Genomic DNA, 26,155 nt, shown 5'->3' with positions numbered 1-26,155 from the left:
ATCAGCCTGCCTTGCCGATCGCACTCTCGATCGCGGCCAGCGCAGCCTCCGCCTTGGTGCCGTCCGGGCCGCCGGCCTGGGCCATGTCGGGACGGCCGCCGCCGCCCTTGCCGCCCAGCGCCTCGGACGCGGCGCGCACGAGGTCGACCGCGTTGAAGCGCGCGGTGAGATCGGCGGTCACGCCGACCACGACGCCGGCCTTGCCGTCCTCGGAGGTCGCGACAAGCGCGACCACGCCGGAGCCGAGCTGCTTCTTGGCCTCGTCGGCGAGCGACTTGAGGTCCTTCATCTCGATTCCGGAGACGGCGCGGGCCATCAGCTTCACGCCACCGACCTCGCGGACGCCGGCCGCCGGCGAGCCGTTGCCGATCGAGGTGCCGCTGCCCATCGCGAGCTTCTTGCGCGCGTCCGACAGCTCGCGCTCGAGCTTCTTGCGCTCCTCCATCAGCGCGGTGATGCGCGCTGGCACGTCCTCGACCGTGGTGCGCAGCTCGGCTGCCGCCGCCTTGGCGAGCGCGAGGTTGTGGTTGGCATGCGCCCGCGCGCCGCGCGCCGTCAGTGCCTCGATGCGGCGGACGCCGGACGCGACAGCGCTCTCCGAGGTGACCGCGATCAGGCCGATGTCGCCGGTGCGCCTGACATGGGTGCCGCCGCACAGCTCGACCGACCAGCCCATGGCATTGGCGCCGTGGTCGCGCGCGGCGTTGCCCATGGAGACGACGCGGACCTCGTCGCCATATTTCTCGCCGAACAGCGCGCGGGCGCCGGCCTCCCGCGCATCGTCGAGCCCCATCAGCCGGGTCGTGACCTCGGCATTCTCGAGCACGACGTCGTTGGCGATGTCCTCGACGCGGGCGAGCTCCTCCGGAGAGATCGGCTTCGGATGGACGAAGTCGAAGCGCAGCCGGTCGGGCGAGACGAGCGAGCCGCGCTGGGCGATGTGGTCGCCGAGCACCTGGCGCAGCGCCTCGTGCAGGATGTGGGTCGCCGAATGGTTGGCGCGGATCGCCGAGCGCCGGCCATGATCGACGTCGAGCTGCAGCGCCGTGCCGAGCTTGAGCGTGCCCTGCTCCACCGTGCCGATATGCGCGAACAGGTCGCCGGCCTTCTTCTGGGTGTCGGTGATACGGACGCGGACGCCGTCGCCGGTCATCACGCCGGTGTCGCCGACCTGGCCGCCGGACTCGCCATAGAACGGCGTCTGGTTGAGCACGATGACGCCGCTCTCGCCGGCCTTGAGGCTGTCGACCTCGGCGCCGTCCTTGACCAGCGCGGTGACCGCGCCCTCCGCCGTCTCGGTCTCGTAGCCGAGGAACTCGGTGGCCCCGAGCTTCTCGCGCAGCGGGAACCAGACAGTCTCGGTCGCCGCCTCGCCGCTTCCGGCCCACGCCGCGCGCGCCTTGGCCCGCTGGCGGTCCATGGCATCGGTGAAGGAGGCCTGGTCGACGCTGATGCCGCGCGACTTCAGCGCGTCCTGGGTGAGATCGAGCGGGAAGCCGTAGGTGTCGTACAGCGTGAAGGCGACGTCGCCGTCGAACATGTCGCCCTTCGAGAGCGAGGCCGACTTCTCGTCGAGGATAGCCAGCCCGCGCTCCAGGGTCTTGCGGAAGCGGGTCTCCTCGAGCCGCAGCGTCTCCTTGATCAGCGCCTCGGCGCGGATCAGCTCGGGATAGGCCTGGCCCATCTCGCGCGAGAGCGTGCCGACGAGCTTGTGCATCAGCGGCTCACGGGCGCCGAGCAGCTGGGCGTGGCGCATCGCGCGGCGCATGATCCGGCGCAGCACATAGCCGCGGCCCTCGTTGGACGGCAGCACGCCGTCCGAGATCAGGAACGACGAGGCGCGCAAATGGTCGGCGATCACGCGAAGCGACGCCTTCTGCGGCCCCTGCGGGTCGGCATTGGTGAGGTCGGCGATGGCGCGGATCAGCGCGACGAACAGGTCGATGTCGTAATTGTCGTGCTTGCCCTGCAGCACCGCGGCGACGCGCTCGAGGCCCGCGCCGGTGTCGATCGACGGCTTCGGAAGGGGATTGCGGACCCCGCCCTCGAGCTGCTCGTACTGCATGAACACGAGGTTCCAGATCTCGATGAAGCGGTCGCCGTCCGCCTCCGGCGATCCCGGCGGGCCGCCCCAGATCTTGTCGCCGTGGTCGTAGAAGATCTCCGAGCACGGGCCGCACGGGCCGGTGTCGCCCATCTGCCAGAAATTGTCCGAACCGGCGATGCGGATGATGCGCGATTCCGGCAGGCCGGCGATCTTCTTCCAGAGCCCGAACGCCTCGTCGTCGTCGATGTAGACGGTCGCAGTCAGCTTGTCCTTCGGGAGGCCGAACTCCTTGGTGACCAGCTTCCAGGCGAGCTCGATGGCGTTCTCCTTGAAGTAATCGCCAAAGGAGAAGTTGCCGAGCATCTCGAAGAAGGTGTGGTGCCGGGCGGTGTAGCCGACATTGTCGAGGTCGTTGTGCTTGCCGCCGGCGCGGACGCACTTCTGCGACGTCGTGGCGCGGTTGTAGGGCCGCTTCTCGACGCCGGTGAAGACGTTCTTGAACTGCACCATGCCGGCGTTCGTGAACATCAAAGTCGGGTCGTTGCGCGGCACCAGCGGCGAGGACGGCACGATCTCGTGGCCGTTCGCAGCGAAGAAATTGAGGAAGGTCGACCTGATCTCGTTGACGCCGCTCATAGCAATCCAATCGAAGAAGTCCGGGAATTCGGCGGCAATGCTTTTAGACAAGGCGACTTCGCGTGTCCAGAAACTGTGCAGAAACATCATGGGCTTGCTGCACGGCTCCTAAAGCTGGTTGAAAGCCGCCGTGACGCGTTGACAGCTTGCGCGGGCTGGTGTTTGGTCCCGGACATAGACGACAGTCGCGTCGGGAGAGACTGGCCTTTTGAGGTTCTGGTTGAACGTCAAGGGTCGGCGCCGAAGGAGCAACCGCCCCGGAAACTCTCAGGCAAAAGGACCCTCGCGCCTGCAACTGCATCTGGAAAGAGACGCTCGCCCGGCATGATCCCGGGACGCGTCCGCCGACGGGATAATACTCTCAGGCACAGCGACAGATGGGGCTTCGGTGGCGTTTTTCGGGACTGGTCCCGAGGAACCGCGCGAGGACCCCTGATCGATGGCTGAACCGGCTGCCCCCCTTTCTTTGAAGCGAACGCCGCTGCATGCGCTGCATGTCAGCCTCGGCGGCAAGATGGTGCCCTTTGCGGGCTATAAGATGCCGGTGCAATACGCGCCCGGCGTACTCAAGGAACACCTCCATACCCGCAGCGCGGCCGGGCTGTTCGACGTCTCCCACATGGGCCAGGTCGCGCTGCTGCCGAAATCCGGCAACGTCGCCGACGCCGCGGCGGCGCTGGAGCGGCTGGTGCCGCAGGACGTCATCGGCATCCCGCCCGGCCGGCAGCGCTATGCCCAGTTCACCAACGCCGAGGGCGGCATCCTCGACGACCTGATGGTGGCGAATTTCGGCGAGCACCTGGTGCTGGTGGTCAACGCCGCCTGCAAGGAGGCGGACATCGCGCTGCTGCGCGACGGGCTGTCCGACGTCTGCGAGGTCCAACCGCTGACCGACCGCGCGCTGCTGGCGCTGCAGGGGCCGAAGGCGGCGTCCGTGCTGACGAAACTCTGTGCAGAGGCCGAGGCGATGCGGTTCATGGACGCGGGGCCGCGCAGCGTCGATGGGCTCGCCTGCTACGTTTCGCGCTCGGGCTACACCGGCGAGGACGGCTACGAGATCTCGGTGCCTGCCGATCAGGCCGAGCGGCTCGCCGAGGCGATGCTGTCCGACAAGGACGTGCTGCCGATCGGGCTGGGCGCCCGCGACAGCCTGCGGCTCGAGGCCGGGCTCTGCCTCTACGGCCACGACATCGACACGGCGACAACGCCCGTGGAAGCTGCGCTGGAATGGTCGGTGCAGAAGGTCCGCCGCACCGGCGGCGCGCGCGCCGGCGGCTTCCCCGGCGCTGACAAGATCCTCGCGCAGTTCGATGGCGGTGCGACACGCCGCCGCGTCGGTTTGCGGCCCGAGGGCCGCGCGCCGGTGCGCGAGGGAGCAGCGCTGTTCGCTTCGGCCGATTCAGGCGAGCCGGTCGGCAAGGTCACCTCTGGTGGCTTCGGCCCGACGCTGAATGCGCCGGTCGCGATGGGTTACGTGCCGACCACTCTCTCTGCGCTCGACACCCCGTTGTTCGCCGATGTGCGCGGCCAACGCCTGCCGCTGCGGGTCGCCGCCATGCCCTTCGTTCCCAACACCTACAAGCGCTGAAGGACGTCCATGACTACGCTCTACACCTCCGACCATGAATGGCTCAGCATCGATGGCGACACAGCCACCATCGGCATCACCGACTATGCGCAGGCCCAGCTCGGCGACGTCGTGTTCGTGGAGCTGCCGCAGGTCGGCCGCGCGCTGAAGAAGTCGGAAGCCGCCGCCGTGGTCGAATCGGTCAAGGCCGCCTCCGACGTCTATGCGCCGATCACCGGCGAGGTGGTCGAGGTCAACCAGGCGATCGTCGACGAGCCTGCGCTCGTCAACACCGACGCCGGCGGCAAGGCCTGGTTCTTCAAGCTCAAGATCGCCGACAAGAGCGAGCTCGGCGGGCTGATGGATGAGGCCGCCTACAAGGCGCACACGGCGTGAGACGCGCGGTGCGTAGCCCGCATGAGCGGAGCGATATGCGGGACCCGCGGTCCCGGGGTCGCTGCGCTCGCCCGGGCTACGGCCTGCCGATCTCGCCGTCGCTGTTTACTGGATGCCCCGCCGTCGCGGGGCATGACGAGGCATAGAGGATTTGCTCATGACCACGCCGCTCAAGCCGCTCGATGATGCCGCCACCAGCTTCGCCCGCCGCCATATCGGTCCCTCGCCGCGCGACGTCGCGGCGATGCTGGAGACCGTCGGCGCCAAGAGCGTCGCGGAGCTGATGGCGCAGACGCTGCCCGGCACGATCCGGCAGGCGGCGCCGCTCACCCTCGAGCCGGCGTTGAGCGAAACTGAAGCCTTGTCGCACATGCGTGCACTGGCGGCACGGAATCAGGTCTTCATCTCGCTGATCGGCCAGGGCTATTCCGGCACGCTGATGCCGGCGGTGATCCAGCGCAACATCCTGGAGAACCCGGCCTGGTACACGGCCTACACCCCCTATCAGCCAGAGATCAGCCAGGGCCGGCTGGAAGCGCTGTTCAACTTCCAGACCATGATCTGCGATCTCACCGGGCTCGACGTCGCCAACGCCTCGCTGCTGGACGAAGCCACGGCGGCGGCGGAAGCGATGGCGCTGGCCGAGCGGTCGGCGCGGGCGAAGACCAAGGCATTCTTCGTCGATCGGAACGTGCATCCGCAGACGCTGGCGGTGCTGCGCACCCGCGCGGAGCCGCTCGGCTGGCAGCTGATCGTCGGCGATCCCGCCAAGGATCTGGACGGCGCCGAGGTGTTCGGCGGCCTGCTGCAATATCCGGATACGACGGGCGCGCTGCGCGATCCACGCGCCGCGATCGCCAAGCTGCACGACAAGGGCGCGCTGGCGATCCTCGCCGCCGACCTGCTGGCGGTAACCGTGATCGCCTCGCCGGGCGAACTCGGCGCCGACATCGCGATCGGCTCGGCGCAGCGCTTCGGCGTGCCGATGGGCTATGGCGGTCCGCATGCCGCCTACATGGCGGTGCGCGATGCGCTGAAGCGCTCCCTGCCCGGCCGCATTGTCGGCCTGTCCGTCGATTCGCGCGGTGCCCCCGCCTATCGGCTGGCGCTGCAGACCCGCGAGCAGCACATCAGGCGCGAGAAGGCAACGTCGAACATCTGCACCGCGCAGGTGCTGCTGGCGGTGATCGCCGCGATGTATGCGGTCTATCATGGCCCGGACGGGCTGAAGGCGATCGCCCGTACCGCGCATCGGCGGACTGCGGTGCTGGCTGCGGGGCTGCGCAAGCTCGGCTTTGCGCCGGAAAGCGAGACCTTCTTCGACACGCTCACTGTCGAGGCCGGCGCCAAGTCCGAGTCGATCATCGCCCGCGCCGAAGGCGAGCGGATCAATCTCGGCCGCGACGGCAGCAGGCTGCGGATCGCACTCGATGAGACCACGACGGCCGATATCGTCGAAGCCGTCTGGCGCGCATTCGGCGGCGACCTCTCCTACACGACGATCGAGGCGGAAGCCCGCGAGGCGCTGCCGGCCGAGCTCAAGCGGCAGCGGCCGTACCTCGCGCATCCGGTGTTCCACGCGCATCGCTCCGAGACCGAGATGCTGCGCTATTTGCGCAAGCTTGCGGACCGCGACCTCGCGCTCGATCGTGCGATGATTCCGCTTGGCTCGTGCACGATGAAGCTGAACGCGACCACCGAGATGATCCCGCTGACCTGGCCGGAATTTTCCAGCCTGCACCCGTTCGTGCCGCGCGCGCAGGCGGCCGGCTATCACACGATGTTCGCCGATCTGACCGACTGGCTGTGCCGCATCTCCGGCTATGACGCCGTGTCGCTGCAGCCGAACTCGGGCGCGCAGGGCGAATATGCCGGGCTTCTGGCCATTCGGGGCTACCATGCCGCGCGTGGCGAGGGCCACCGCACGATCTGCCTGATTCCCTCGTCCGCTCACGGCACCAACCCCGCCTCCGCGCATATGGCCGGCATGGAGGTGGTCGTGGTCGGCTGCGATGCAGGCGGCAATGTCGATCTCGCCGATCTCACGGCCAAGGCGGAAGTGCATAGCGCCAAGCTCGCCGCCATCATGATCACCTATCCCTCGACGCATGGCGTGTTCGAGGAGCACATCCGTGACATCTGCGACATCGTCCATGCCCACGGCGGACAGGTCTATCTCGACGGCGCCAACCTCAATGCGCAGGTCGGCCTCTCCAGACCCGGCGATTACGGCGCCGATGTCAGCCATTTCAACCTGCACAAGACGTTCTGCATTCCGCATGGCGGCGGCGGCCCTGGCATGGGCCCGATCGGCGTGAAGGCGCATCTGGCGCCCTTCCTGCCCGGTCACCCAGCGACCGACGGCGCGAGCGCGCATCCGATCGGGCCGGTCTCGGCCGCCCCCTACGGCTCGGCCTCGATCCTGACCATCTCCTACATCTACATGCTGCTGATGGGCGGCGACGGCCTGACCCGCGCCACCGAGATTGCGATCCTCAACGCCAACTACGTCGCGGCGCGGCTCGATGCGCATTTCCCGGTGCTCTACCGCAATGAGCGCGGCCGCGTCGCGCATGAATGCATCATCGACCCGCGGCCGCTCAAGCAGAGCAGCGGCGTCACCGTCGACGACATCGCCAAGCGGCTGATCGACTACGGCTTCCACGCGCCGACTATGAGCTTCCCGGTGGCGGGCACCCTGATGATCGAGCCGACGGAATCGGAGTCCAAGGCTGAGCTCGACCGCTTCTGCGACGCTATGATCGCGATCCGCAAGGAGATCGCCGAGGTCGAGCAGGGCCGCTTCGGAATCGAGGCCTCGCCGCTGCGCCACGCGCCGCACACGGTGCACGACATCGCCGACGACGATTGGAACAGGGCCTACCGCCGCAGCGAGGGTTGCTTCCCCGCGGGCACCTCGCGCACCGACAAGTACTGGTGCCCGGTCGGCCGCGTCGACAACGTCTACGGCGACCGCAATCTGGTGTGCTCCTGCCCGCCGGTGGCGGACTACGCCCAGGCGGCGGAGTAAGCTTCCTCACGCATGTTCCGAGCGATCGGGCGCCACGGCTCGCGGCAAACAATGACGTCAGACGAGCCCGGATCCGGAGCGATGAGCACCGCATGCCAACGCCAGAGATTGGCGTTGATCAATTCGGTGCCGCCCCACCAGCGCCGGATCGGATTATGGCTGCTGAAATCCTCCTCGCCGGCGAGGATTGCCTTGCCGAGCGGCGTCAGCGACAGCCTGCTGGCCTTGTAGCGCTCGAGGCGTTCACGGCTGTCGTGCATCTCGACCGAGAACGGCCATTCGTCGAGGCCCGAAATTGCCGGCACCGGCGCGAGTGCCAGACCGTCAAGCAACGTGCCTCCCTCCCAATAGTCATAGACGCGGCGTTGAAAGCGATCCCGATGATGCGGCAACAGGTCGAAGGGGTGCTGATAGCCGGCTGACAGTAATTCGAGGATTCGCAGTTCCGATGCTCCCAGGCCCGTGGCAACACTGGGAAGCTCATCGAGCATCTCCTGCACGCAGCGGCGAAGCTGCGGCAGTGCACTGAGATCCTGCTTCAACAGATCGAACCAGGCTTGCGGCGTCGGCGTTCGAAACGCCTGCCATGCCAGGTGGCCCAGGTCGAGATGCTCACGCGCGAGCGCTACGCCGGCAATGGTCCGGCCGGCGGGTTGTCTGGCCAAGGCGTCGAAGACTGGCGCATCGAGGTGTCGCAACACGATCTTCGTCGCGATCTCGGCGTAATCGCGCAGATAATCCAAGAGCCAGATCAGCACCAACTGATCGTTCGGACGGGTCCCCATCCACAGTTCGACGCTATCGCAACGGTCGACAAGTTCGAGAAAACTCTGACTCCGCCCGCCGACCGCCATGAAGTCGACGCGCGAGGCGAAATCCAACCAATGCCCCCGCTTCCGTCGCACGGTGCGCTGGACGAGATAAGCCGATAATTCGGCATCGGATGGCAGCGGTCCCCACACGAAACGATGGAGAATTGGCACCACCAGGTCGGCAAAGCCGCCCCTCCGAAGCGCTCCGGCGCTGGGATCATCGGCCGCTAGAATCAAACGCGTCATGCTGTTGGCTCCGGCACGACCTGATTGGCTCAAGGCTATCAACACGTTCGCGATCGGCTCCCGGCGCCCAGGACCGGCGCCGGAAATGTTGGTGCCGCCGCGCGGATCCGGTCCGCTCGTCCGCCCGCACGCTTTCGACTATTCGCGCTGAAGATCGTATCCGGCGCTCAGAAACCCGGGCTCACTGCATTGGTCATGCAGCAACGCAGATTTCGGCAGAACACCACACTTCTGCAAACGGGCGCCGGAACGTCGGCAACACGACGTCCATGGCACCCGCCGCCGTCGTAGCTCTACTCCTCCGCCGGCTCCTCGCCGTCGGCGTCGCGCTCGGCATTGCCGGCCAGGATCTGCTCGGCGATCAGGCCGGAGTTCTGGCGGATCGCGGCTTCGATCTTGGCGGTCATGTCCGGATTGGTCTTGAGGAACGATTTCGAATTCTCACGTCCCTGCCCGAGACGCTGGCTATCGTAAGAGAACCAGGCGCCGGACTTCTCAACGATGCCGGCCTTGACGCCGAGATCGAGGATCTCGCCCATCTTGGAGACGCCCTCGCCATACATGATGTCGAACTCGACCTGCTTGAACGGCGGCGCCAGCTTGTTCTTCACCACCTTCACACGGGTGGAATTGCCGATCACCTCGTCGCGCTCCTTGATCGCGCCGATGCGGCGGATGTCGAGGCGGACCGAGGCATAGAATTTCAGCGCATTGCCGCCGGTGGTGGTCTCCGGCGAGCCGTACATCACACCGATCTTCATGCGGATCTGGTTGATGAAGATCACCATCGTGTTGGACTTGTTGATCGAGGCCGTCAGCTTGCGCAGAGCCTGGCTCATCAGGCGGGCCTGCAGGCCCGGCAGCGACTCGCCCATCTCGCCTTCGAGCTCGGCCTTCGGCACCAGCGCCGCCACCGAGTCGACCACCAGCACGTCGACCGCACCGGAACGCACCAGGGTGTCGCAGATCTCCAGCGCCTGCTCACCCGTATCCGGCTGTGAGATCAGGAGCTCATCGATGTTGACGCCCAGCTTGCGCGCATAGACCGGATCGAGCGCATGCTCGGCATCGATGAAGGCACAGATGCCGCCCTTCTTCTGCGCTTCCGCCACCGTGTGCAGCGCCAGCGTGGTCTTGCCCGAGGATTCCGGACCGTAGATCTCGACGATGCGCCCTTTCGGCAGCCCACCGATCCCCAACGCGATGTCGAGCCCGAGCGAGCCGGTCGACACCGTCTCGACATCCATCGAGCGGTCGTTCTTGCCCAGCTTCATCACCGAGCCCTTGCCGAACTGACGTTCGATCTGGGACAGCGCAGCAGAGAGCGCCTTACTCTTATCCATTGAGGAACCTTCGACGATACGCAGGGCGGTGGCGGACATTGGCGCTCCTTATGGCGGGGATTCGCGAGATGGACAAACGGTTAACGAGGTCGGCCAGCAATCTTGAGGTGAATGTACTCCATCCGTTCTTTGTTCGCAATATGTTCTTTTGCTTTTCCCGGCCTGCCACCGAACCTTCCGCTTTTTGGCACCACTAAACCTTGAGTTTTTTGCTAGCACCCCCCTCTTGCTAAGATTCTCGAAATTGGTAGCGTTGGGGCGCATTCTGAACAAAGTCACTGTCTTCTATTATCTTTTGGTCAGGAGTTGGCATCCAACATCTGGAACGCTTCGCGAAACGTTGGCGTTAACTTGTAGAGGACCTCGCCATGACCGTAGCCTTGCAGGATTTTCGTACGATCAACAGTCGGCGCGCAACGAACATATTGGTTTTAGATTGTCCTTTTTGTGGGGAACCGCCGGAAGTCAGCGCGGCATCAGGCCAAGGCGTATCCATCGCTTGCACAGCGCAGGAATGCTACGTACATCCAAGTGTAGTCGGGCCTACTGAGAAGGATGCTGCTCTGCTTTGGAATCGCCGACGACGTTAGGATCTTGCTTTTTAGCGTTTCCCGGCCGCATCACTTTGATCCAGCTACTTTCAAACCAATCGAACGTCTGCTCAAGCGCGTTGAAATAGAAGTCCCAAAGAACCGCTTGGTCTTCCTTCGCGAGATCCCGACCGGAAAGTTCGCTGACTTTCGCCACCGCTGGGATATCGAGCAGTTCTGGGTGGTTCTCGTATAAGCGTTCAATTCGATATCGAGCGTTGGCGTTGTAATACCCCACTGCCAAAGCACGAAGCCTATGATCATCAGCAAATGTTATCGCATTCTGCTCGAGAACCTTTCTAACGAATTCCTTCATATGCTCGAAAACGATCTTGCGGTCACGGGAGACATCCGTAAGAAAGGCTGAACGCCAAAGGGAGAACGAAGCGTCGACCATCCACGCCATCCTTCCCCAGTAGTCATCTCGCGCTTCGGCTTCACTTGGAAATTCCGAATATCGCTCTAGAAAACAGCAAATCTTAAATAATAGCTTCTGAATACGCGACCTAGCTTCGATTTGCCATCTCAATGATTCAAACTCACTAAATCCTTCCATAGTACCCCCGACCAATATATGCAGAATAACAACTTCGGATACTTCGAAACATTGCCACAGCTTAGGCTCTTTCAAGAGAAGGCCGCAATTACAAATTGACGAGTTTGATAGGAGAGCATGAGCCTAACTACTCGCGACTAATTTGCGGTATTTAAATACGGTCGCCGCTTCGTACTCCGAACGTTCTCACCGATCGGATGCGGGATCCGATGCTCAGCTAAAAATTGTTCGTGCCCGCAAATTGCAATCACCACCATGCGCGTATCGCGAGAGAAGAGCATCCGTTCCACTTATCGCCTGACCATCCATGCGCACCACCATCATGCGCTAAAGTGTGGGGTGTGGACGATGGTCAGCATCCGCATCGGTCACCTGTAGCTGGACGAACTGTTGGCGCTTCGGGGAATAAGCATAACGGCGTCGAGCCATCCCAACATGGAAGCGCGACCAGTACACCCCACTCTGACCTCGCCGACTTCAATGCCGCGATCGTCGGACCGATCGAGCTCGTCAAGACTTTTCCTTGAAACTACCAAACTCCTACACGCGTGCGTAGATCGCACGGTCCGTGGTTCTCCTGAGAAGAACGAAGTTCCCTCGCCTCTTCTGCTTTTGTTCGGCTCATCGTGCGTGCAGACGCACGATTTCGATGCAGATGTGCAGCCGCCCTGCAAGCAGAGTCCGGCCATGAAGTTCCGCACCAAGCGGCATCCGAGCAGCTCGACGACCGCCATATGACGAGCGACAGATGAAACGACGAACCTCGAACGCCCCTGTGTCGGACCATGCCCGAGGATGGGCTAGCGCGCCATTCGCGCAGCTCCTGATGCCGGCCTGAGGAATGGCCCGGACAAGACCCGCGTGATCCGCATCACGCGGCACGCCGGCGCTCACGACATCTTCAAGCCACAAACCATTGTCATAAACTTTGGGTTGCGTTATAGGATCGCGGTTGTCGTACGTCTGAGCAAATTTTTGATCAGCCCCGGATTTGTTTGTTCGTTGCGATGATGGCTGACCCGTATTGTCCGTGATGTATTGTCAGTGATGCGGCGTCGACCGATCCCTTGCAGCCTGCCAGCTCCAACATTTGCAGGCTCCGTCACCCGTAGGCGCACGGCCCTGAAACCATCCGCGCCGAAAGAAAGCCCCGGACGACGTCCGGGGCTTTCGACGTTGATAGCTCCGCTCGGGATGCATCTCCCTCCGTCATTGTCGTGATGTCGGGGAACGGATTGCGGGCGCTGCGCTTCATATCGGCGATGACAAGAGATGACGTGACGTGTCCGTCCTGCAGGGCCGGCCTTCAAAGGATCGAGCTTCACTCGCAGCAAGGCGCCACGGGAGAGAGGCGTTGTCCGGCCTGCGACGAACTCCTGGAAATGGTCGACGGCGCGACGCAGATTGCCTACCGACTGACAGTCGTGCCGGAACGGATCTTCGACCGCAGCCAAGTGCGTCCCGCGGCGGTTGATCGAGATTGCAACCTTGATCTGACGCAAGGCACGCCGACAGGTTTCGTACTAATTTAATTGTGTCATTGCCGAACTGCCCTTGCTGGGAAGCTACGACGTTGACGCCGAGCCTCGGACCGCGGCGGTCCGAGGCTCATTCGTCGGCCTTCGCTGTGCCCGGTTGCGCCGCACATCACCAACGGCAATCAGCCTAACCGAAGCGAACAGCGCGACCGACCGTATTTTACCGGAATTGATCCGAGTGGGTTTTGCGCTTCCATTTGTGGTGCGTACATCAAACCCAGCGGCCTGGGGCGGTCAGGGCTCACCGGTTTTGGCAATGCCGCTCTATTTCTTTCGTATCCGCAACGGCCACTTCTCAGGCGCGTCCGAGTATGGGACCGAGTGCGCCGACCGCAACGCAGCCTGGAAAGAGATGACCACCGTCTGCGCCGACATGGCCAGCAGCATCTCGCGCAAGCTCGCCGAAAACTCCGAATGGCAGATGGAGCTGCTCGACGAGGCACGGCAGCCGGTCTTCCGCATCCGGATCGTCGCCGAGTCGCTGGATCAGGCCTGACGGCTCGCCAGGCCTCTTGTGGATTGTCACCGACGAGAATCACAACCTCAGCCTGTGGCCGGCGAGGTCGACTGCGCGTCATTTCGGCAGCCGAGCTTGATCGAGATCAAAATGCCTGTCTGCATCCTGGCAGACATTTAAATTTGTATGGGTAATCTGATCTTCAAATGTCCGCGAACGGGGATGAACGTGCAGCATTGGCTGGAAGAGCCGAAGCCAGGCGATCCCACGTGCTCCTATGAAACCGTGGTCTGCAAGGCCTGCACGCGGCTTCATTTCATCAATCGCGACACACGCAAGCTTCTTGGCGAAAAGGAATGAGGCGCTTGTCGGAATCGTTCAATCGGCGCTGGGAAGCCGCCGCATCGTGAACTCGATCGCCCCGTCGGGAAGCTCGCGCCAGCTTTCGACGGCGCTCATGTAGCCGGCCTTGGGATAGCGGGTCAGATAGTCGCGGGCCTTGGCGCGCGCTTGCTCGCGCGGCAGCGTGAACGTGTCGCGAACGTAGCCGTCGCGAGCCTGTGCGGCGCCCTTCTGGCGCCGGGCCGCCATCCGGCTGGCAATGTCCCGGGGCCGCATCCCCATCGACGAACTCCAACGCGCTGCCACACCGTCAATATAGACGGGGCCGCGAGGAATCCGAGTCCGCAATCGGCCCGGAGGGTCAGAGCCCGCCCGACCCGAACGCGATGAATCTCAATTGGTGCTGCCGACAGCCTTCGGCTTCTTGGCCGCGGTGGTCTTCATGGCAGGCGCCGCCTTGGGCTGCTCCGCCGCACGTACGTTGCCCCAGGGATCGGCGCTCGTCTTGGCATCCGGAATCTTGCGCATGGTGTCCCTGTAGGCCTGTTCCCGCGCCGCTTCAGCTTCCTTTTCCTCGGGCGTCTTGGAGGGACCGTCGGCGAGAAGGTTGATATTGGGCATTTGCGCCATCGCGGGAACCGCCCAGCCGGCCAGCACGGCGACCGCCATCGTCACGATCAGCTTCTTCATTGGTTACTCCCCGGTAGAGGCGCCTTATACCATCGCCTCGCCATGCGCCAAGCCCGCGACACTGTGCCGAAACGGTGGACCGCAGGCGGGATGTTCGCGGCCGCACCGTCTGCGCGCACCTGCCGTCTGTTCCACGGTGTGCCATCATCATAGTTTTCCAACTCCGGCCTTTTCAAGCCGCCGCTCTGCGGCAACATTCCGGCGGCTCCGCCGATCGCGGCGACAAAAGTCGACGAGACAAATCGACAAGACCATGGGAGGACCTCCGCGCGTGCCGAATGAGACCCCGAACTTCACCATCGACGACGCGAGGCGAATCCTCGATGACGTGTTCGCTCCCTGGATCAAGGATCTTGGCCTGATCGTCGAGGACATCGCGCCCTCCCAGCTGGGCGAAGCCGGCGCCATCCTGCGCATGCCGTTCTCGCCGCGGCTCTGCCGCGACAATGGCGTTGTCTGCGGCCAGGCGCTGATGGCTTTTGCTGATACCGCGATGGTGATCGGGATGGTCACCGCCAGCGGCGGCTACCGGCCGATGACCACTGTCGACCAGACCACGCATTTCATGCGCGCCATTGCATCCGCCGACGTGCTGGCGGATGCGCGCGTGGTGCGGATGGGCCGCACCATGAGCTTCGGCCGGGTCACACTGACCAGCGCCGGCGATGGCAAGCCGGTGGCCATGGTGTCGAGCGCCTTCGCGATGCTCTGATCCGCGCGGCCCGGCCGGGGTTAACGAAACGTGAAGGCGACGGCCCGGGCCTCGCGGGCCGGATTCATCTGATCGAAACGCGAGCGTGATTTATTTTAGGTGCTTTTGACGCGAAAGGTGACGTCATTCGGCACCGGGTTACAGGCCATGAGCGAGACGAGTGACAAGCGCATTGCACCGAGGCATCGGGTGCTGAAGCAGGGCAGGCTGGCGTTCGACGGCGGCGGCGCGGTCGATTGCATGGTCCGCAACATGTCCGATACCGGCGCCAGGGTCGAGGTGGTCAGCCCGGTCGGTCTGCCCGAAGCCTTCACGCTGGTGATCCCGGCCGACAAGTTCACGCGGCGCTGCCACGCAGTCTGGAGCCACGACAAGCGGATCGGCGTCGCATTCGACTGATGGCGGTGCGGAGGGCTAGGCCCGCCGCAGGCGCCATCGCCACAACGCCACGAACAGACCAACCAGCACAATGGCCGCGAGCAGCACACCGGCGGCAAACCGTCCGCCGGGGCGATCAATCGTCCGTGACCATAGCGAGGGCCCTTCGCCATCCCGCGCCAGCCGAAACGCCACGACGCTGTCGCCGAGCGACGTTCCCGCCTCCGAATGCCCCCCCGCTGCGATCACCACGAATTGCTCGCCCTTCCATTGATAGGTCATCGGATTGGCGACGCCCGGCGCGGGCAACCGGCCCTGCCAGAGCTCCTGACCTGAGACAGCGTCGAAGGCGCGCAGATAGGCGTCCATCGCGCCGGTGAAGACGAGGCCGCCGGCTGTGACCACGACGCCGTTGACGAGCGGCGTGCCCCACTTGAACGCCAGCCCGAGCGGCGCGCGATCCTCGGTGGTGCCGACGGTCGAGCGCCACAGGATCTTTCCGGCCTTGAGGTCGACCGCAACCATTTCGCCCCATGGCGGCCGGTTGCACAACAGGCCGAGCCTGGACATCGCGACCGCCCGTGTCACCGCGAACGGCGCTCCGCGCTGCAGTCCAAAATCAACACCGCGCGGCGCCTTCATCCGGTCGGCTTCCGCGCGCGGGATCAGCCTGACGATGTGGATGGCGCGGCTGACATTGGCGTAGAGGATCTGGTGGACGGGATCGAACGCCGCGCCGCCCCAGTTCACGCCGCCGCCGGTCATCGGAAACAGCAGCGTGCCCTGAGTCGTCGGTGGCGTGTAGAGACCCTCATTGCGCAACGGCGCGAGCTGATCATCGCAGGAGGAATCCAGGACGCGCGGCACGGCCCTGAAAATATCACCCGCCGCGAAGCGCTGATCGAGCAGCGGCGGCACATGGGTCGGGAACGGCTGCGTCGGCGACAGAACGTCACCCTCGACCGCGCCTTGCGGCACTGCGCGCTCCTCCACCGGCCAGACCGGCGCGCCGGTGTCGCGGTCGAGCACGAACACGAAGCCTTGCTTGGTCGGCTGCATCACGACGTCACGCGCCCCCTGCCCGGTCTCGATCCGCGCCAGCATCGGCTGCGCCGGCAGATCGTAGTCCCAGACGTCATGATGGGTGGTCTGAAACGACCAGGCCAGCGCGCCGCTTTCGATCCGCAAAGCGACCACGGAATCGGCGTGCCGGTTGTCACCCGGACGCGCACCACCGAAGAAATCCGGACTGGGCGAGGAGGTCGGAAGGAACACGAGGCCGCGCGCCTCGTCGACCGACATCGGCGCCCAGACGTTCGCATGTCCCGCCGCGATGCCGTCATGGATCAGCGGATCGAAGCTCCAGCGCAGCTCGCCGGTGCGGGCATCGAAGCCGCGGACCGTGCCTCTGGGCGCATCGACCCGCACGTTGTCGCCGATCGATGAGCCGACCACGACGACGTCCCTGCCCGCCACTGGCGCCGAGGTGATCTGGAACTCGCCCGGCCACAGCAGGTCCTTGCCGATGTCGATCCGCACTTCGCCGTCCGCTCCGAAGCCGGCGCAGGGCTGTCCCGTTTGCGCGTCGAGGGCGATCAGGCGCGCATCGACCGTACCCATGAACAGCCGGCTGCGGCATGCCGTGCCGGCGGGCGCCCGCTCGTCCACCCAATAGGCAACGCCGCGGCAGGCATAGCGATTGGCCGGGCGCCGTCCGCTACCGACCTTGGGATCAAAACGCCAGCGCTGAACGCCGGTGCCTGGGTCGAGCGCCACCACCTCGTTGAACGGCGTGCAGAACACCAGGCTGTCCTCGACCAGGATCGGCGTCGCCTCGAATTTGGTCCGCAAGGCTGCCGCGGGCGGCCGGCTCTGCAGATCCCCGGTGTGATAGTCCCAGGCCGGCACCAGCCGATCGACATTGGAAGGCGTGATCTGCGCCAGCGGCGAGAACCGCGTTCCACCGGCATCGCCGCCCCAGTGCTGCCAGCCAAAGGCCGGCACGACCATCAGCTGGCTCCAGACGAGGCCCGCACAAACACCCGCTCGCCGCAACGACATGACCCTTCCCTCCCTCAGACGGCATCCGAAGCGGAGCACCGGGACGATGAAAGCAGCCTTCGCGGACGGATCGAGCGGGATGGGACGGACGGCGGCATCCACGGGACGAGTGGTGAGGAGCGATGACGAATGGCAGAACCGAGAGGATGACCCGAACGAACATCCCCCGCCAACGTCAATGGCCGCCCCTGCGGGCGGCCACATCGATGCACGGATGTCAGCAAGCTTCAGTAGCCGTAACCACGCCGTACCGGATAGTTCTGAGGCACCCGTCCATAGCCGCCGCCATAGCCGCCGCCGATCCCGATGCTCACCGGCGGCGCCACGCGCACCGGCGGTCCATAATACACGCGCGGCGGAGGCGGCGGCGCATAGACGACGACATCGTCGCCAGGGTCGCGCCGGGGCGTGCGGCCGGCGCGCTTGGGCGGGTCCTCGTCGCGCTTCCTCGCCGGCTTCTCCTCGACCCGCTTCTCCGACTTCCGGGCCGGCGGAGGCGTCTGCGAGCATGGGCAGGTCGGGCCTGCCGCAGCCACGGCCGGCACGACCGGCGGGGCTGCCGAAGCGGCCGGGATCGCTGCATTGGCGGCCGCCACGACCGGCGTCACCACGGGCCGGTTGCGCAGGCGCTCGATCAGCTTGCGCGCGGTCGGGGTCAGGTCGCTAGTCGGATAGCGGTCGAGAAAGCCCTGATAGGACGCCACCGTATTGATCAGCACCGCCTCGTTCCAGGCGGCCATCCTGTTGTGGAGGTCGAGCCATTCCCGCGCCTGCGGGCCATAGGGCGGCGCGGTGTAGAGCGCCACGAACGCCTCATAGGCCTCGACGCTGCCGTCGCCGACGATAAGTTCGTTGGCGGCCTCGATCGGCTTGCCTTCCAGGCTGCGCTTCCATTCGTCGACGCTGCGCTTGGCGACGACCGGCCGCGGGCCGGCATTGGCAGCGCCCGCATCTGCCGACCCGACGAAGCGAAAATCCTCCGTCAGGGACGACGAATCCCACGGCGTCTGCCGGCCCTCAGTGACCTTGTTCACCGCGACGCGCACGCGCTTGAATGCCTGCTCGATCGGGAGGCCCGGCTCCCGCGCCGCCTGCAGCAGTGCCGTGGTGTAGGGGCTGTTGGCGCCGGTGCCATCCTCGGCTTCCGCGCCGGGCGAGGTCGAGTAGGACAGGAAGGTGCCCGGCGCTCCGGTCTTGGTGTCGACCAGCGCAAGGCCGCGGCCCGCGTTCTGGCTGATGGCGGGAAACGGATTGTTGCGGCAGGCGTCGAGCAGCAGGATGCGCATCCGGCTCGGTACCGAATTGAGCGTGTTCAGGAGATCGTTGAGACGCACGGCCTGCAGCGGAATGTCGGCTTCACGCCGCGGATCGACGTCGACGGGTACGAGATAGTTCTCGCCATCGATCTGCAAGCCGTGGCCGGCATAGAACACCAGCGCCACCGTGTCGGGTCCCTTGGCCGCGATCTTGGCAGCAAAGTCGCCCACCTCCTTGTTGAGGTCCCGCTGCGACAGATCGGCGGCGGTCGTCACGTCGAACCCCGCTTCACCCAGCATCTTCGCCATTGCCTTGGCGTCGTTGGCGGGGTTCGGCAGCGGCGTCACCGAACGATAGGCCGACTGCCCGATCACCAGCGCCAGCCTGCTGCCTTCGGCCAATGCGGGAGCAAGGCCGGCAAACAGGCCGCCGGCGAGCAATGCAGCCCTGAGAGCGTGCCGAAACATGGGATCTCCAATCTGCTCATGGCGTGCCCTGTTGGTCGAGCCGGTTCACGGCCCGGTTCATGCCGACGGGCACAATCCGGTGGGCACGATGCCGCACGGCAGGCGCCGTTCGCGCGCATGACGGCCTCCGGCCGCGACCGGACATCGTTGCTTCACGGGATCCCCGCAGCAATGCCGCGATCACCCGCTAGCGTCCGCGCCGAAACGGGGGGCGAGGCGACATGCGGCGGATTGCGTCACACGTGGGGCTGCTCTCGGCCCTGCTTCTGACCGGCTGCGCCGCCGACAGCAATGCGCGCCTGCCGGCCTTCATGCGGGCCAAGGCGCCCGAGCCGCCACCGCCCGAAGCCGCGCCGGACGTCGCGCTTCTCGTGCGCAAGAATCTCGACATGATCTTCGTCGCAACGACGCTGCCGCGCGATCTCGAGGCCACATCCGCCCGACATTCCGATGGCGGCGATACATGGACCGCCTGCGTGCGGGCTCAGATCACATCCGCCAGTGGAACCGCGCTTCGGCGCCAGACCTATCGGCTCATGATCAGGCACAACGAGATCATCGACCGGCGGCGCGCGGCGGCCAGCAACGACTGTGCTTCTGAAGATTACAAAGCCGTCCTGCCGACGAAGTAATTCCCTCCGAAGACGAGCTGGATCCGCCAACTCGACTGGAACTCGCCCTGTCGGCGGGCGTGCAGGAACGGACTACCGCACCGCTCGCAGATTGTTAGTTCTTAGCTAACGCAAATCCGCAACCGCACAGCGAACGAATGGCTCAAATTTAACGATTCCTGCGGAACATCGGGGCCCACAAACGCGGAATGACCCTGGACCTGGTTTTCCATGAACGTTCACCTCGTCGGCGATGACACGGCCAAGCTCGCTATGCTTCGCGGCATGCTGGCCGAACGCTGCTCGCTCACATCTGAACTGATCGGTGATGCCGACTTCAAAGGCGGCGACATCGACGCGATTGTCGTGGCCGCCGATCTGCGCCACGTCGACAACATCACCGCATTGAAGGAAATCTCCGACCGGCTCTCGCGTATTCCGCGGCGGATCTTCCTGACCAACAACAAATCCCGTCTGTCGACGGTCCAGGCCTATGCGCTCGGTGCGACGAGCGTGCTGTCGAGCACGCCGAGCCGCAATCAGTTGCTCGGAAAGCTGCTCGATGCGCGCCCCGGTTCTGCAGCCAAGAGCATCGCGACCGACGACCGCCAGGCTGCATTTGCGGGCGCGTCCTGCATCGCCTCGATGTTCGCAGCCGTGCTGGGCGGTACTGCGATCGACGTCGAGGAGACCCGGCGGGCGGGCAAGCGGATCGCCGACTGTATAGCGGAAAACGGTCTGTCCGACTGGCTCGCCACCGTTCGCCGCCATCACGAAGGCACCTATCAGCACTGCCTGCTGGTGACCGGCATCACCGTGGATTTCGGCTTGAGCCTCGGCGTCCACAGCTCCGATCTGGAGCGTCTCTACATGGCCGCGATGTTCCACGACATCGGCAAGGCCAAGATCCCGCTCACCATTCTCGACAAGCCGGGCCGGCTCGACGTCAAGGAACGCACGCTGGTGGAAACCCATCCCGTGGCTGGTTACGATGCACTGAAGGACAACGCAGCGATCACCGACGAAGTGCTGAAGGCGGTACGTAACCATCACGAATTTCTCGACGGCAGCGGCTATCCCGACGGGCTGATGGCCGACAGCATCCCGGACCTGACGCGCATCCTCACCATCTCCGACATCTTCTCGGCGCTGATCGAATATCGCAGCTACAAGCCGGTGATGACGCGCGAGAAGGCCTATGAGATCCTCCAGGGGATGGAGGGCAAGCTCGAGAAGCCGTTGATCGGCGCGTTCCGCGAAGTCGCGCTGATCCGCTGACCGCATCCGGCGACATGCTGAACCGGCCGTTAACGCATCCATTCGAATTGTTGGCCGGCGGCAAGCGTCTCTTGTCAGCTTTGCGCTAGTGTCGCCCACGCGGTGCGGGTTGTCCGCGCCGCGAGGGGACTATCGGGACGTGGCCGAGATCATCGATCGCGCGATTGCAACGGCTTCATCGACGGCAGGGAACCAGCAGGCCGGTCCGCTCGCGCGCAAGCGCGCCGCCGACTTGGTGCCGCTGGAGACCGTTTCACCGCAGGCATGGCAGGATCTGGCGGAGCGTGCGCGCGAGCCGAACGGCTATTACCTGCCCGGCTGGGAACGCGCGGTGAACGCCACGGCGCGCGGCCGCACCGGAACATCGGCGCTGTGCGCATGGGATGACGATCAGCCCTCGCGTCTCATCGGCCTGATGCCCACGACCTCTTTATGGCATGCCTGCAGGCTTCCCCTGCCTGCGCTCGCCAGCGGCCATCCCTACGGCACGCTGTGCACGCCGCTGCTCGACGCCGTGCGCGCGGAGCGGGCTGCGGCGCAACTGCTCGATGCCGCGCGACGAACGGGCGCTCGGGCCCTGCTGCTGCGCGACATGTCGCTGGCAGGCTCCGTGATGCAGGCGTTCGAGGCGGCGCTTCGTCGTGGGGATCTGCGCCCGCGTGTGCTGCAATCCTATGAAAGAGCCTTTCTCGATGCGACCGGCGTCGGCGACCAGGTGCTGCATGACGCGCTTGGCGCCAAGAAGCTGAAGGAGCTGCGCCGCCTGCGTCATCGGCTGGCCGAGCATGGCGAGGTTCGCTTCGAGGTCGCGCGTTCTCCCGGAGACGTTTCGACTGCGCTGGAGACGTTTCTGGTGCTGGAGGCGAGCGGCTGGAAGGGACATCGCGGCACTGCGCTGATCCAGCACGACGGCGACGCGGCGTTCATCCGACGCGCTGCACCGGCGCTGGCACAGCACGGGGCCTGCGAGATCATCAGCCTCATGGCGGGCGACACCACCGTTGCGGCGGGCGTCGTCTTGCGGCATCAGGATCGCGCCTTCTTCTTCAAGCTCGGCGTCGACGAGCGCTTCGCGAAATACTCGCCCGGTGTCCAGCTGACACTTGACCTGACGCGGCACCTTTGCGCGGATCCGAAGATCAACGCCGCCGACTCCACCGCCGGTCCCGACCATCCCATGATCAACCCGATATGGCGCGAACGCCTCGCCATCGGCGACGTGATGATCCCGCTCTATGCGCGCGATCCGGTCGTCGAGCTTATTCACGGCGCGTTGACTGCGCGACGCGAAGGCCTGACCATCGCACGCCGCGCGGTGCACGGGATCCGCGCCCTCCGAAAGCGCCGGCCGACTACTCAGCCGCCTCGGCGTTGACCTCCGCCGACACCTGCCGGATGGCGCGCGCCAGCATCTGCGGATCCTGCGCGCCGGAGACGGCGTATTTCTGCGCGAAGACGTAGGTCGGCACTCCGGAGATGCCCTTCTCTGCGGCCTCCTGCGCCTGGGCCGAGACCAGCGCCACATCCTCGTCCGTCGCCAGCATCTTGCGGACCACCTCGGCATCGAGCCCGCAATCCGCTGCGGCCTGTACCAGCACCTCGACGTCGGTCAGATCACCGCCGTCGCGGAAGTACAACTCCATCAGCCGCTGCTTCATCTCCGGCGCCTTGCCGATCTCGCCGGCCCAGCGGATCAGGCGATGACAATCGATCGTGTTGGGCTGACGGGCGACACGATCGGGATGATAGCTCAGCCCCTCCTGCTCCGCGGCCGCGACCACGCGGCCTGCGATTCCCTTGTAGGCTTCGACCGATCCGAACTTGGTCGTGAGGTACTGCTCGCGGCTGATGCCCTCGCGCGGCACCCAGGGATTGAGGAAGAACGGCCGGAAGTTCACCTCGACCGGCACGTCAGGCACGAGCTTCAGCGCCTCCTCGATGCGCTTCTTGCCGATGTAGCACCAGGGACAGACGACATCGGAGACGACATCGATGATCAGCGGCTTCAAGGTGCTCATGCGCGTGCCTCCAAGTTCCCATGGCTGCGCCCAACATAAGCCCACGCGCGGCCAACACAAGCGGGGTCACGGCGAGGTAACCATCTCCTTCAGCCTGAGCGCAGTGAGCTCATCGGCGGGAAAGAAGGTCTCCAACGCCAGCTCCGACAGCGTGATGTCGACCGGCGTGCCGAACACCATCGTCGTCGAGAAGAAGCTCAGCACGTCATCGCCGACCCGAAGCCGCAATGGGATCGCGACGCTGTCGGCCGCGAGCGGCGCCGATCGCGCGGGGAATGGATAGGACTTCAGCTCCTCATAGAGCTTCAGCAGATCCGCATCCGCGGTGGCCTCGCATTGCCGGTGCAATCGCTCCAGCAGATGGCCGGCCCATTCGGCGAGGTTCACCGTCCGCGCCGCGAGCCCCTCCGGATGCAGCGCCACCCGCAGCACGTTGAGCGGCGGCGCAAGCAGCCGCTCGGAAACCCCTGTCAGCAGCGGCGCGATCATGCGGTTCGCCGCGACCAGGTTCCAGTGCCGGTCGATCGCCAGCGCAGGGTTGGGCTCGTGCGCCTTGAGCACGAGGTTCATCGCCTCGCGCGCGGGCTTGAGCGCCGGATCATCCAGCGGGCGCTGCTGGAAGGCGGGCGCGTAGCCGGCCGCCACCAGCAAAACGTTGCGTTCGCGCAATGGCACGTCCAGTCGCTCCGCCAGTTTGAGGACCATGTCGCGCGACGGCGCGGAGCGGCCGGTTTCCACGAAGCTCAGATGTCGTGCCGAGATCTCGGCATCGAGTGCGAGATCGAGCTGGGACAGATGCCGGCGCTGCCGCCATTGCCGCAAGTGCTCGCCGACATGAGCGGGTCTGGCGCGGTCGGCGCGCGCCGAAGCAAGCTGTGCATTCATGATCCGAGACCTATCACGCTGACGTCAGCGCCTCCATGATCTGCCAGGTAATCGAAATGCCTCCCGGCGCAGGTCATCGTCCTCACCACAGGAGATGACGATGAGCAGGCAGCGCGATCCCGAGACCCTTTCCTTCCCCTTCACCGCCGCCAGCCAATGGCTGGCGGGTCTCGCGACATCGCTGCTGGCGCGCTCGCTCAACATGCCGGAGTCGCTGCTGCACGTCACGGGCAGCCTCGTCTTCGCACAGGTGTACGCGATCGAGACGAGAGCCGCGCGCTCGCTGCGCCCGGCGCGGCTACGGCGTCAGCTCCTGGCCTGGTTCCGTTGAACCGCCCCCAACTGAAGGAGACCCGACATGATCACCTCGTCCGCCCTGCTCCGCCGCGCCCTGCTCGCCGATGCCGCCTTCAGCGGCGTTGCCGGACTCGCGCTCACCTTCGGCGCTTCGCCGCTGGCGACGCTGCTGCAACTGCCTGACGCGCTGCTGCTCGAGACCGGGCTGTTCCTGATCGTCTACGTGGGCTTCGTCGGCTGGCTGGGCTGGCGGCAGATGGCTCCAAGGCCGCTGATCCTTCTGGTCATCGCCGGCAATGCGGCGTGGACGGTCGGCAGCATCGCGTTGCTGTTCTCGGGCGTCGTCACACCGAACGTGCTCGGCGAGATATTCGTCGCGGTGCAGGCGGTGGGCACCGGCGTCTTCGCCGAATTGCAGTATATGGGCTTGCGCCGGAGCACCGTCGCGGTCACGGCCTGACCGGCGGTGAGCGCCGGGCTTCATGATCGAGCGGCCCGGCGCTCGCGACCGAACCGAGATTGACATGCGCGGCGAATGCATCTTCTGCATAATCTGAGATCGACAGGGGATCGCAGCGATGCAACCGCAGGTGATCGGAACGGAAGGCTACGCCACCGAGGCCGACAGTCTCTTCGTGCGCTACGAGAGCATTCCGTCGGAACAGGTCCATGGCGCCGTGCTTCACCTGCTGCCCGCCGCGCCAGCGCGCGTGCTCGACATCGGTGCGGGCACGGGCCGCGACGCCGCCTGGTTTGCGAGCCTTGGACATCAGGTGGTGGCCGTCGAGCCGACCGAGGCACTACGCGTCGGCGCCATGCAACTGCATCCCTCCCCCGCCATCACCTGGATCGACGACAGCCTTCCCGATCTGGCCGCACTGGCCGCTCGTGACGAGCAGTTCGACCTGGTGATGCTGACCGCCGTTCTGATGCATCTCGACGAGGCGCAGCGGCGACGCGCGCTGCCCAACATCGCGGCACGGGTCGCCCCCGGCGGACTGCTGATCATGACGCTGCGGCATGGGCCGGTGCCGCCGGGCCGGCGGATGTTCGAGGTCGCGGCCGAAACGATCATCGAGCCGGCGCGCCAGCTCGGGCTGACGCTCCGGCTCAACCGCCTCGGCGAGTCGCTCGGCGCCGAGAACCGGGCGGCCGGAATCACCTGGACGACGCTGGCCTTCGGCAAGCCGTCCTGAGAGATCCCGGAAACGGGCCCGCCAGATCAGGCCGCCTTGGCGCGGCTGGTCAGCGTCTTTGCGGGGGTGGATTTGGTCTTGCCGCGACTGCCGGCAGCCGGCCGCCGGGACTTGGCTTTGCCGCGAGCCGCCGCGCCCGATTGGGCTTTTGCCTTGGACCGCTGCTTGGCCTTGTCCTTGACCAGCTTCTCGGCCTTTTTCTTCGCCTTCTTCTCGGCCTTGCGCGCGTCCTTCGCCTTCACCCGCGCCCGCTCGGCGCGCGCCTCCGCCTTCTTCTTGGCCCGCTTCTTCTCGCAGGCGTCGCATTTGCAGCCGATCGGCTTCAGATAGGCTTTGAAATAGTCGGTGCCGTAGTCGTAGTTGATCTCCTCGCCGGGCTCGATGTTCTTGATGGCGCGGATGAAGATCTTCTTCTTGCGCGGCTTGACGTCGGACTCGGCGTTCGGCTTGCACGAATGGTTGATGTAGCGGGCGACGTTCTCGCGGATCGAGCCGTCGATGGTCCAGCGCTTGTCGAGCTCGAACAGATATTTGTTCTCGATCGCATCCTCCTCCGCCTTCTTCGAATCCAGGAGCGGACCGAAATAGCGGATGATCTTGGTGCCCTTCTTGATCGGCTGGGTGGCGAACAGGCCGAGCCCCGTCTTGGAGCGACCGATGCGATAGGGTTTGGATTGCGGGATGACAGGCATGAGTGATGAGAAGACTTGGACCTCGCGAGGCCGCCGTTCTAGGATAAATTCG

The 26,155-nt window shown here is 65.2% G+C and carries 24 protein-coding genes and 1 riboswitch; of the genes, 13 read left to right on the top strand and 11 right to left on the bottom strand.

All coding sequences use genetic code 11. The features are described from left to right. Position 1 precedes the first annotated feature (1 nt). Complete coding sequence (gene alaS / locus ACQR1H_RS14355; protein ID WP_434907863.1) at positions 2-2,683, bottom strand: alanine--tRNA ligase; 2,682 nt, start codon at positions 2,681-2,683, stop codon at positions 2-4. Between the two features lie 181 nt (positions 2,684-2,864). Beyond that, positions 2,865-2,976: riboswitch (glycine riboswitch) on the top strand. Between the two features lie 146 nt (positions 2,977-3,122). Between alaS and gcvT the strand changes: the two genes are divergently transcribed. From gcvT to gcvP, 3 genes are all read left to right on the top strand, one after another. Beyond that, positions 3,123-4,271, top strand: a complete 1,149-nt coding sequence (gcvT, locus tag ACQR1H_RS14350) for a glycine cleavage system aminomethyltransferase GcvT (RefSeq protein ID WP_434907720.1) — start codon at positions 3,123-3,125, stop codon at positions 4,269-4,271. A 9-nt stretch (positions 4,272-4,280) separates the two neighbouring features. After that, entirely contained in the window at positions 4,281-4,646 is a 366-nt protein-coding gene (gcvH, locus tag ACQR1H_RS14345; RefSeq protein ID WP_316238711.1) for a glycine cleavage system protein GcvH, read from the top strand. 157 nt (positions 4,647-4,803) lie between these two features. Further along, positions 4,804-7,677 (top strand): aminomethyl-transferring glycine dehydrogenase, encoded by a 2,874-nt coding sequence (gene gcvP / locus ACQR1H_RS14340; protein WP_434907719.1) that lies wholly within the window; start codon positions 4,804-4,806, stop codon positions 7,675-7,677. Here the strand turns inward: gcvP and ACQR1H_RS14335 are convergent. Together ACQR1H_RS14335 and recA are read right to left on the bottom strand one after the other, a co-directional pair. Beyond that, positions 7,656-8,735 carry a DUF1835 domain-containing protein gene (locus ACQR1H_RS14335; protein ID WP_434907718.1) on the bottom strand — a complete coding sequence of 360 codons (1,080 nt, stop codon included), beginning with the start codon at positions 8,733-8,735 and terminating at the stop codon, positions 7,656-7,658. The two genes, gcvP and ACQR1H_RS14335, sit on opposite strands and share 22 nt — an antisense overlap. 293 nt (positions 8,736-9,028) lie before the next feature. Then, on the bottom strand, positions 9,029-10,117 hold the full coding sequence (gene recA, locus ACQR1H_RS14330; RefSeq protein ID WP_315804259.1) for a recombinase RecA: 1,089 nt from the start codon (positions 10,115-10,117) through the stop codon (positions 9,029-9,031). Between the two features lie 329 nt (positions 10,118-10,446). Here recA and ACQR1H_RS14325 point away from each other — a divergent pair, with 329 nt between their 5' ends. Next, complete coding sequence (locus tag ACQR1H_RS14325) at positions 10,447-10,668, top strand: Lar family restriction alleviation protein (protein ID WP_434907717.1); 222 nt, start codon at positions 10,447-10,449, stop codon at positions 10,666-10,668. On the opposite strand, the gene ACQR1H_RS14320 is transcribed toward ACQR1H_RS14325, so the two are convergent. Then, positions 10,622-11,065, bottom strand: a complete 444-nt coding sequence (locus ACQR1H_RS14320) for a hypothetical protein (RefSeq protein ID WP_434907716.1) — start codon at positions 11,063-11,065, stop codon at positions 10,622-10,624. The two genes, ACQR1H_RS14325 and ACQR1H_RS14320, sit on opposite strands and share 47 nt — an antisense overlap. A 1,953-nt stretch (positions 11,066-13,018) precedes the next feature. On the opposite strand from ACQR1H_RS14320, the gene ACQR1H_RS14315 reads away from it, so the two are divergent. Further along, a complete protein-coding gene (locus tag ACQR1H_RS14315; protein ID WP_012045383.1) occupies positions 13,019-13,258 on the top strand; it encodes a DUF6894 family protein in 240 nt (79 codons plus the stop codon). A 339-nt stretch (positions 13,259-13,597) separates the two neighbouring features. Here ACQR1H_RS14315 and ACQR1H_RS14310 read toward each other — a convergent pair whose 3' ends face one another. After that, entirely contained in the window at positions 13,598-13,843 is a 246-nt protein-coding gene (locus ACQR1H_RS14310; protein WP_315804260.1) for a hypothetical protein, read from the bottom strand. Positions 13,844-13,954: 111 nt separating this feature from the next. Continuing rightward, positions 13,955-14,251, bottom strand: a complete 297-nt coding sequence (locus ACQR1H_RS14305) for a hypothetical protein (RefSeq protein ID WP_315804261.1) — start codon at positions 14,249-14,251, stop codon at positions 13,955-13,957. 271 nt (positions 14,252-14,522) lie between these two features. On the opposite strand from ACQR1H_RS14305, the gene ACQR1H_RS14300 reads away from it, so the two are divergent. Together ACQR1H_RS14300 and ACQR1H_RS14295 are read left to right on the top strand one after the other, a co-directional pair. Next, entirely contained in the window at positions 14,523-14,963 is a 441-nt protein-coding gene (locus ACQR1H_RS14300; protein WP_434907715.1) for a PaaI family thioesterase, read from the top strand. 147 nt (positions 14,964-15,110) lie between these two features. Continuing rightward, positions 15,111-15,362 carry a PilZ domain-containing protein gene (locus ACQR1H_RS14295; RefSeq protein WP_315716061.1) on the top strand — a complete coding sequence of 84 codons (252 nt, stop codon included), beginning with the start codon at positions 15,111-15,113 and terminating at the stop codon, positions 15,360-15,362. Between the two features lie 15 nt (positions 15,363-15,377). Here the strand turns inward: ACQR1H_RS14295 and ACQR1H_RS14290 are convergent, their stop codons facing one another. Beyond that, on the bottom strand, positions 15,378-17,351 hold the full coding sequence (locus ACQR1H_RS14290) for a pyrroloquinoline quinone-dependent dehydrogenase (RefSeq protein WP_434907862.1): 1,974 nt from the start codon (positions 17,349-17,351) through the stop codon (positions 15,378-15,380). A gap of 278 nt (positions 17,352-17,629) precedes the next feature. Then, the gene (locus tag ACQR1H_RS14285; RefSeq protein WP_316182499.1) at positions 17,630-19,126 is read right to left on the bottom strand and encodes a caspase family protein; all 1,497 of its coding nucleotides are present in this window, start codon (positions 19,124-19,126) and stop codon (positions 17,630-17,632) included. Positions 19,127-19,368: 242 nt separating this feature from the next. On the opposite strand from ACQR1H_RS14285, the gene ACQR1H_RS14280 reads away from it, so the two are divergent. The 3 genes from ACQR1H_RS14280 (at position 19,369) to ACQR1H_RS14270 (ending at position 22,390) form a co-directional block, all read left to right on the top strand. Continuing rightward, positions 19,369-19,758, top strand: coding sequence for a hypothetical protein (locus ACQR1H_RS14280; RefSeq protein WP_434907714.1), 390 nt, complete (start codon positions 19,369-19,371; stop codon positions 19,756-19,758). 210 nt (positions 19,759-19,968) lie between these two features. Then, positions 19,969-21,015 carry an HD-GYP domain-containing protein gene (locus ACQR1H_RS14275; RefSeq protein ID WP_315804266.1) on the top strand — a complete coding sequence of 349 codons (1,047 nt, stop codon included), beginning with the start codon at positions 19,969-19,971 and terminating at the stop codon, positions 21,013-21,015. 232 nt (positions 21,016-21,247) lie between these two features. After that, on the top strand, positions 21,248-22,390 hold the full coding sequence (locus ACQR1H_RS14270) for a GNAT family N-acetyltransferase (protein WP_434907861.1): 1,143 nt from the start codon (positions 21,248-21,250) through the stop codon (positions 22,388-22,390). On the opposite strand, the gene ACQR1H_RS14265 is transcribed toward ACQR1H_RS14270, so the two are convergent. Then, complete coding sequence (locus ACQR1H_RS14265; RefSeq protein WP_315804267.1) at positions 22,368-23,033, bottom strand: DsbA family oxidoreductase; 666 nt, start codon at positions 23,031-23,033, stop codon at positions 22,368-22,370. The two genes, ACQR1H_RS14270 and ACQR1H_RS14265, sit on opposite strands and share 23 nt — an antisense overlap. A gap of 66 nt (positions 23,034-23,099) precedes the next feature. Continuing rightward, a complete protein-coding gene (locus tag ACQR1H_RS14260) occupies positions 23,100-23,918 on the bottom strand; it encodes a helix-turn-helix domain-containing protein (RefSeq protein ID WP_315804268.1) in 819 nt (272 codons plus the stop codon). Between the two features lie 100 nt (positions 23,919-24,018). Here ACQR1H_RS14260 and ACQR1H_RS14255 point away from each other — a divergent pair, with 100 nt between their 5' ends. The 3 genes from ACQR1H_RS14255 (at position 24,019) to ACQR1H_RS14245 (ending at position 25,411) form a co-directional block, all read left to right on the top strand. Beyond that, the gene (locus ACQR1H_RS14255; protein WP_316218128.1) at positions 24,019-24,249 is read left to right on the top strand and encodes a hypothetical protein; all 231 of its coding nucleotides are present in this window, start codon (positions 24,019-24,021) and stop codon (positions 24,247-24,249) included. A gap of 27 nt (positions 24,250-24,276) precedes the next feature. Then, on the top strand, positions 24,277-24,675 hold the full coding sequence (locus ACQR1H_RS14250; protein WP_434847212.1) for a hypothetical protein: 399 nt from the start codon (positions 24,277-24,279) through the stop codon (positions 24,673-24,675). Between the two features lie 118 nt (positions 24,676-24,793). Further along, positions 24,794-25,411: a class I SAM-dependent methyltransferase gene (locus tag ACQR1H_RS14245; RefSeq protein WP_316238720.1), complete on the top strand. Its 618-nt coding sequence runs from the start codon at positions 24,794-24,796 to the stop codon at positions 25,409-25,411. A gap of 26 nt (positions 25,412-25,437) precedes the next feature. Here ACQR1H_RS14245 and ACQR1H_RS14240 read toward each other — a convergent pair whose 3' ends face one another. Next, complete coding sequence (locus tag ACQR1H_RS14240) at positions 25,438-26,103, bottom strand: SET domain-containing protein (RefSeq protein ID WP_434872488.1); 666 nt, start codon at positions 26,101-26,103, stop codon at positions 25,438-25,440. Positions 26,104-26,155: the final 52 nt, after the last annotated feature.

It is taken from the genome of Bradyrhizobium sp. HKCCYLRH2015 (assembly GCF_051168215.1).
Lineage (GTDB): Bacteria > Pseudomonadota > Alphaproteobacteria > Rhizobiales > Xanthobacteraceae > Bradyrhizobium.
Note: the sequence above shows the minus strand (reverse complement) of the source record. Positions and strands in the feature narration are given on the sequence as shown.

Excerpts from the sequence above, each read along its gene's own strand:
- alaS (WP_434907863.1), bottom strand. The coding sequence starts at position 2,683 with ATGAGCGGCGTCAACGAGATCAGGTCGACCTTCCTCAATTTCTTCGCT.
- gcvT (WP_434907720.1), top strand. The coding sequence starts at position 3,123 with ATGGCTGAACCGGCTGCCCCCCTTTCTTTGAAGCGAACGCCGCTGCAT.
- gcvH (WP_316238711.1), top strand. The coding sequence starts at position 4,281 with ATGACTACGCTCTACACCTCCGACCATGAATGGCTCAGCATCGATGGC.
- gcvP (WP_434907719.1), top strand. The coding sequence starts at position 4,804 with ATGACCACGCCGCTCAAGCCGCTCGATGATGCCGCCACCAGCTTCGCC.
- ACQR1H_RS14335 (WP_434907718.1), bottom strand. The coding sequence starts at position 8,735 with ATGACGCGTTTGATTCTAGCGGCCGATGATCCCAGCGCCGGAGCGCTT.
- recA (WP_315804259.1), bottom strand. The coding sequence starts at position 10,117 with ATGTCCGCCACCGCCCTGCGTATCGTCGAAGGTTCCTCAATGGATAAG.
- ACQR1H_RS14325 (WP_434907717.1), top strand. The coding sequence starts at position 10,447 with ATGACCGTAGCCTTGCAGGATTTTCGTACGATCAACAGTCGGCGCGCA.
- ACQR1H_RS14320 (WP_434907716.1), bottom strand. The coding sequence starts at position 11,065 with ATGGTCGACGCTTCGTTCTCCCTTTGGCGTTCAGCCTTTCTTACGGAT.
- ACQR1H_RS14315 (WP_012045383.1), top strand. The coding sequence starts at position 13,019 with ATGCCGCTCTATTTCTTTCGTATCCGCAACGGCCACTTCTCAGGCGCG.
- ACQR1H_RS14310 (WP_315804260.1), bottom strand. The coding sequence starts at position 13,843 with ATGGGGATGCGGCCCCGGGACATTGCCAGCCGGATGGCGGCCCGGCGC.
- ACQR1H_RS14305 (WP_315804261.1), bottom strand. The coding sequence starts at position 14,251 with ATGAAGAAGCTGATCGTGACGATGGCGGTCGCCGTGCTGGCCGGCTGG.
- ACQR1H_RS14295 (WP_315716061.1), top strand. The coding sequence starts at position 15,111 with ATGAGCGAGACGAGTGACAAGCGCATTGCACCGAGGCATCGGGTGCTG.
- ACQR1H_RS14290 (WP_434907862.1), bottom strand. The coding sequence starts at position 17,351 with ATGGTCGTGCCGGCCTTTGGCTGGCAGCACTGGGGCGGCGATGCCGGT.
- ACQR1H_RS14285 (WP_316182499.1), bottom strand. The coding sequence starts at position 19,126 with ATGTTTCGGCACGCTCTCAGGGCTGCATTGCTCGCCGGCGGCCTGTTT.
- ACQR1H_RS14275 (WP_315804266.1), top strand. The coding sequence starts at position 19,969 with ATGAACGTTCACCTCGTCGGCGATGACACGGCCAAGCTCGCTATGCTT.
- ACQR1H_RS14265 (WP_315804267.1), bottom strand. The coding sequence starts at position 23,033 with ATGAGCACCTTGAAGCCGCTGATCATCGATGTCGTCTCCGATGTCGTC.
- ACQR1H_RS14260 (WP_315804268.1), bottom strand. The coding sequence starts at position 23,918 with ATGAATGCACAGCTTGCTTCGGCGCGCGCCGACCGCGCCAGACCCGCT.
- ACQR1H_RS14255 (WP_316218128.1), top strand. The coding sequence starts at position 24,019 with ATGAGCAGGCAGCGCGATCCCGAGACCCTTTCCTTCCCCTTCACCGCC.
- ACQR1H_RS14250 (WP_434847212.1), top strand. The coding sequence starts at position 24,277 with ATGATCACCTCGTCCGCCCTGCTCCGCCGCGCCCTGCTCGCCGATGCC.
- ACQR1H_RS14245 (WP_316238720.1), top strand. The coding sequence starts at position 24,794 with ATGCAACCGCAGGTGATCGGAACGGAAGGCTACGCCACCGAGGCCGAC.
- ACQR1H_RS14240 (WP_434872488.1), bottom strand. The coding sequence starts at position 26,103 with ATGCCTGTCATCCCGCAATCCAAACCCTATCGCATCGGTCGCTCCAAG.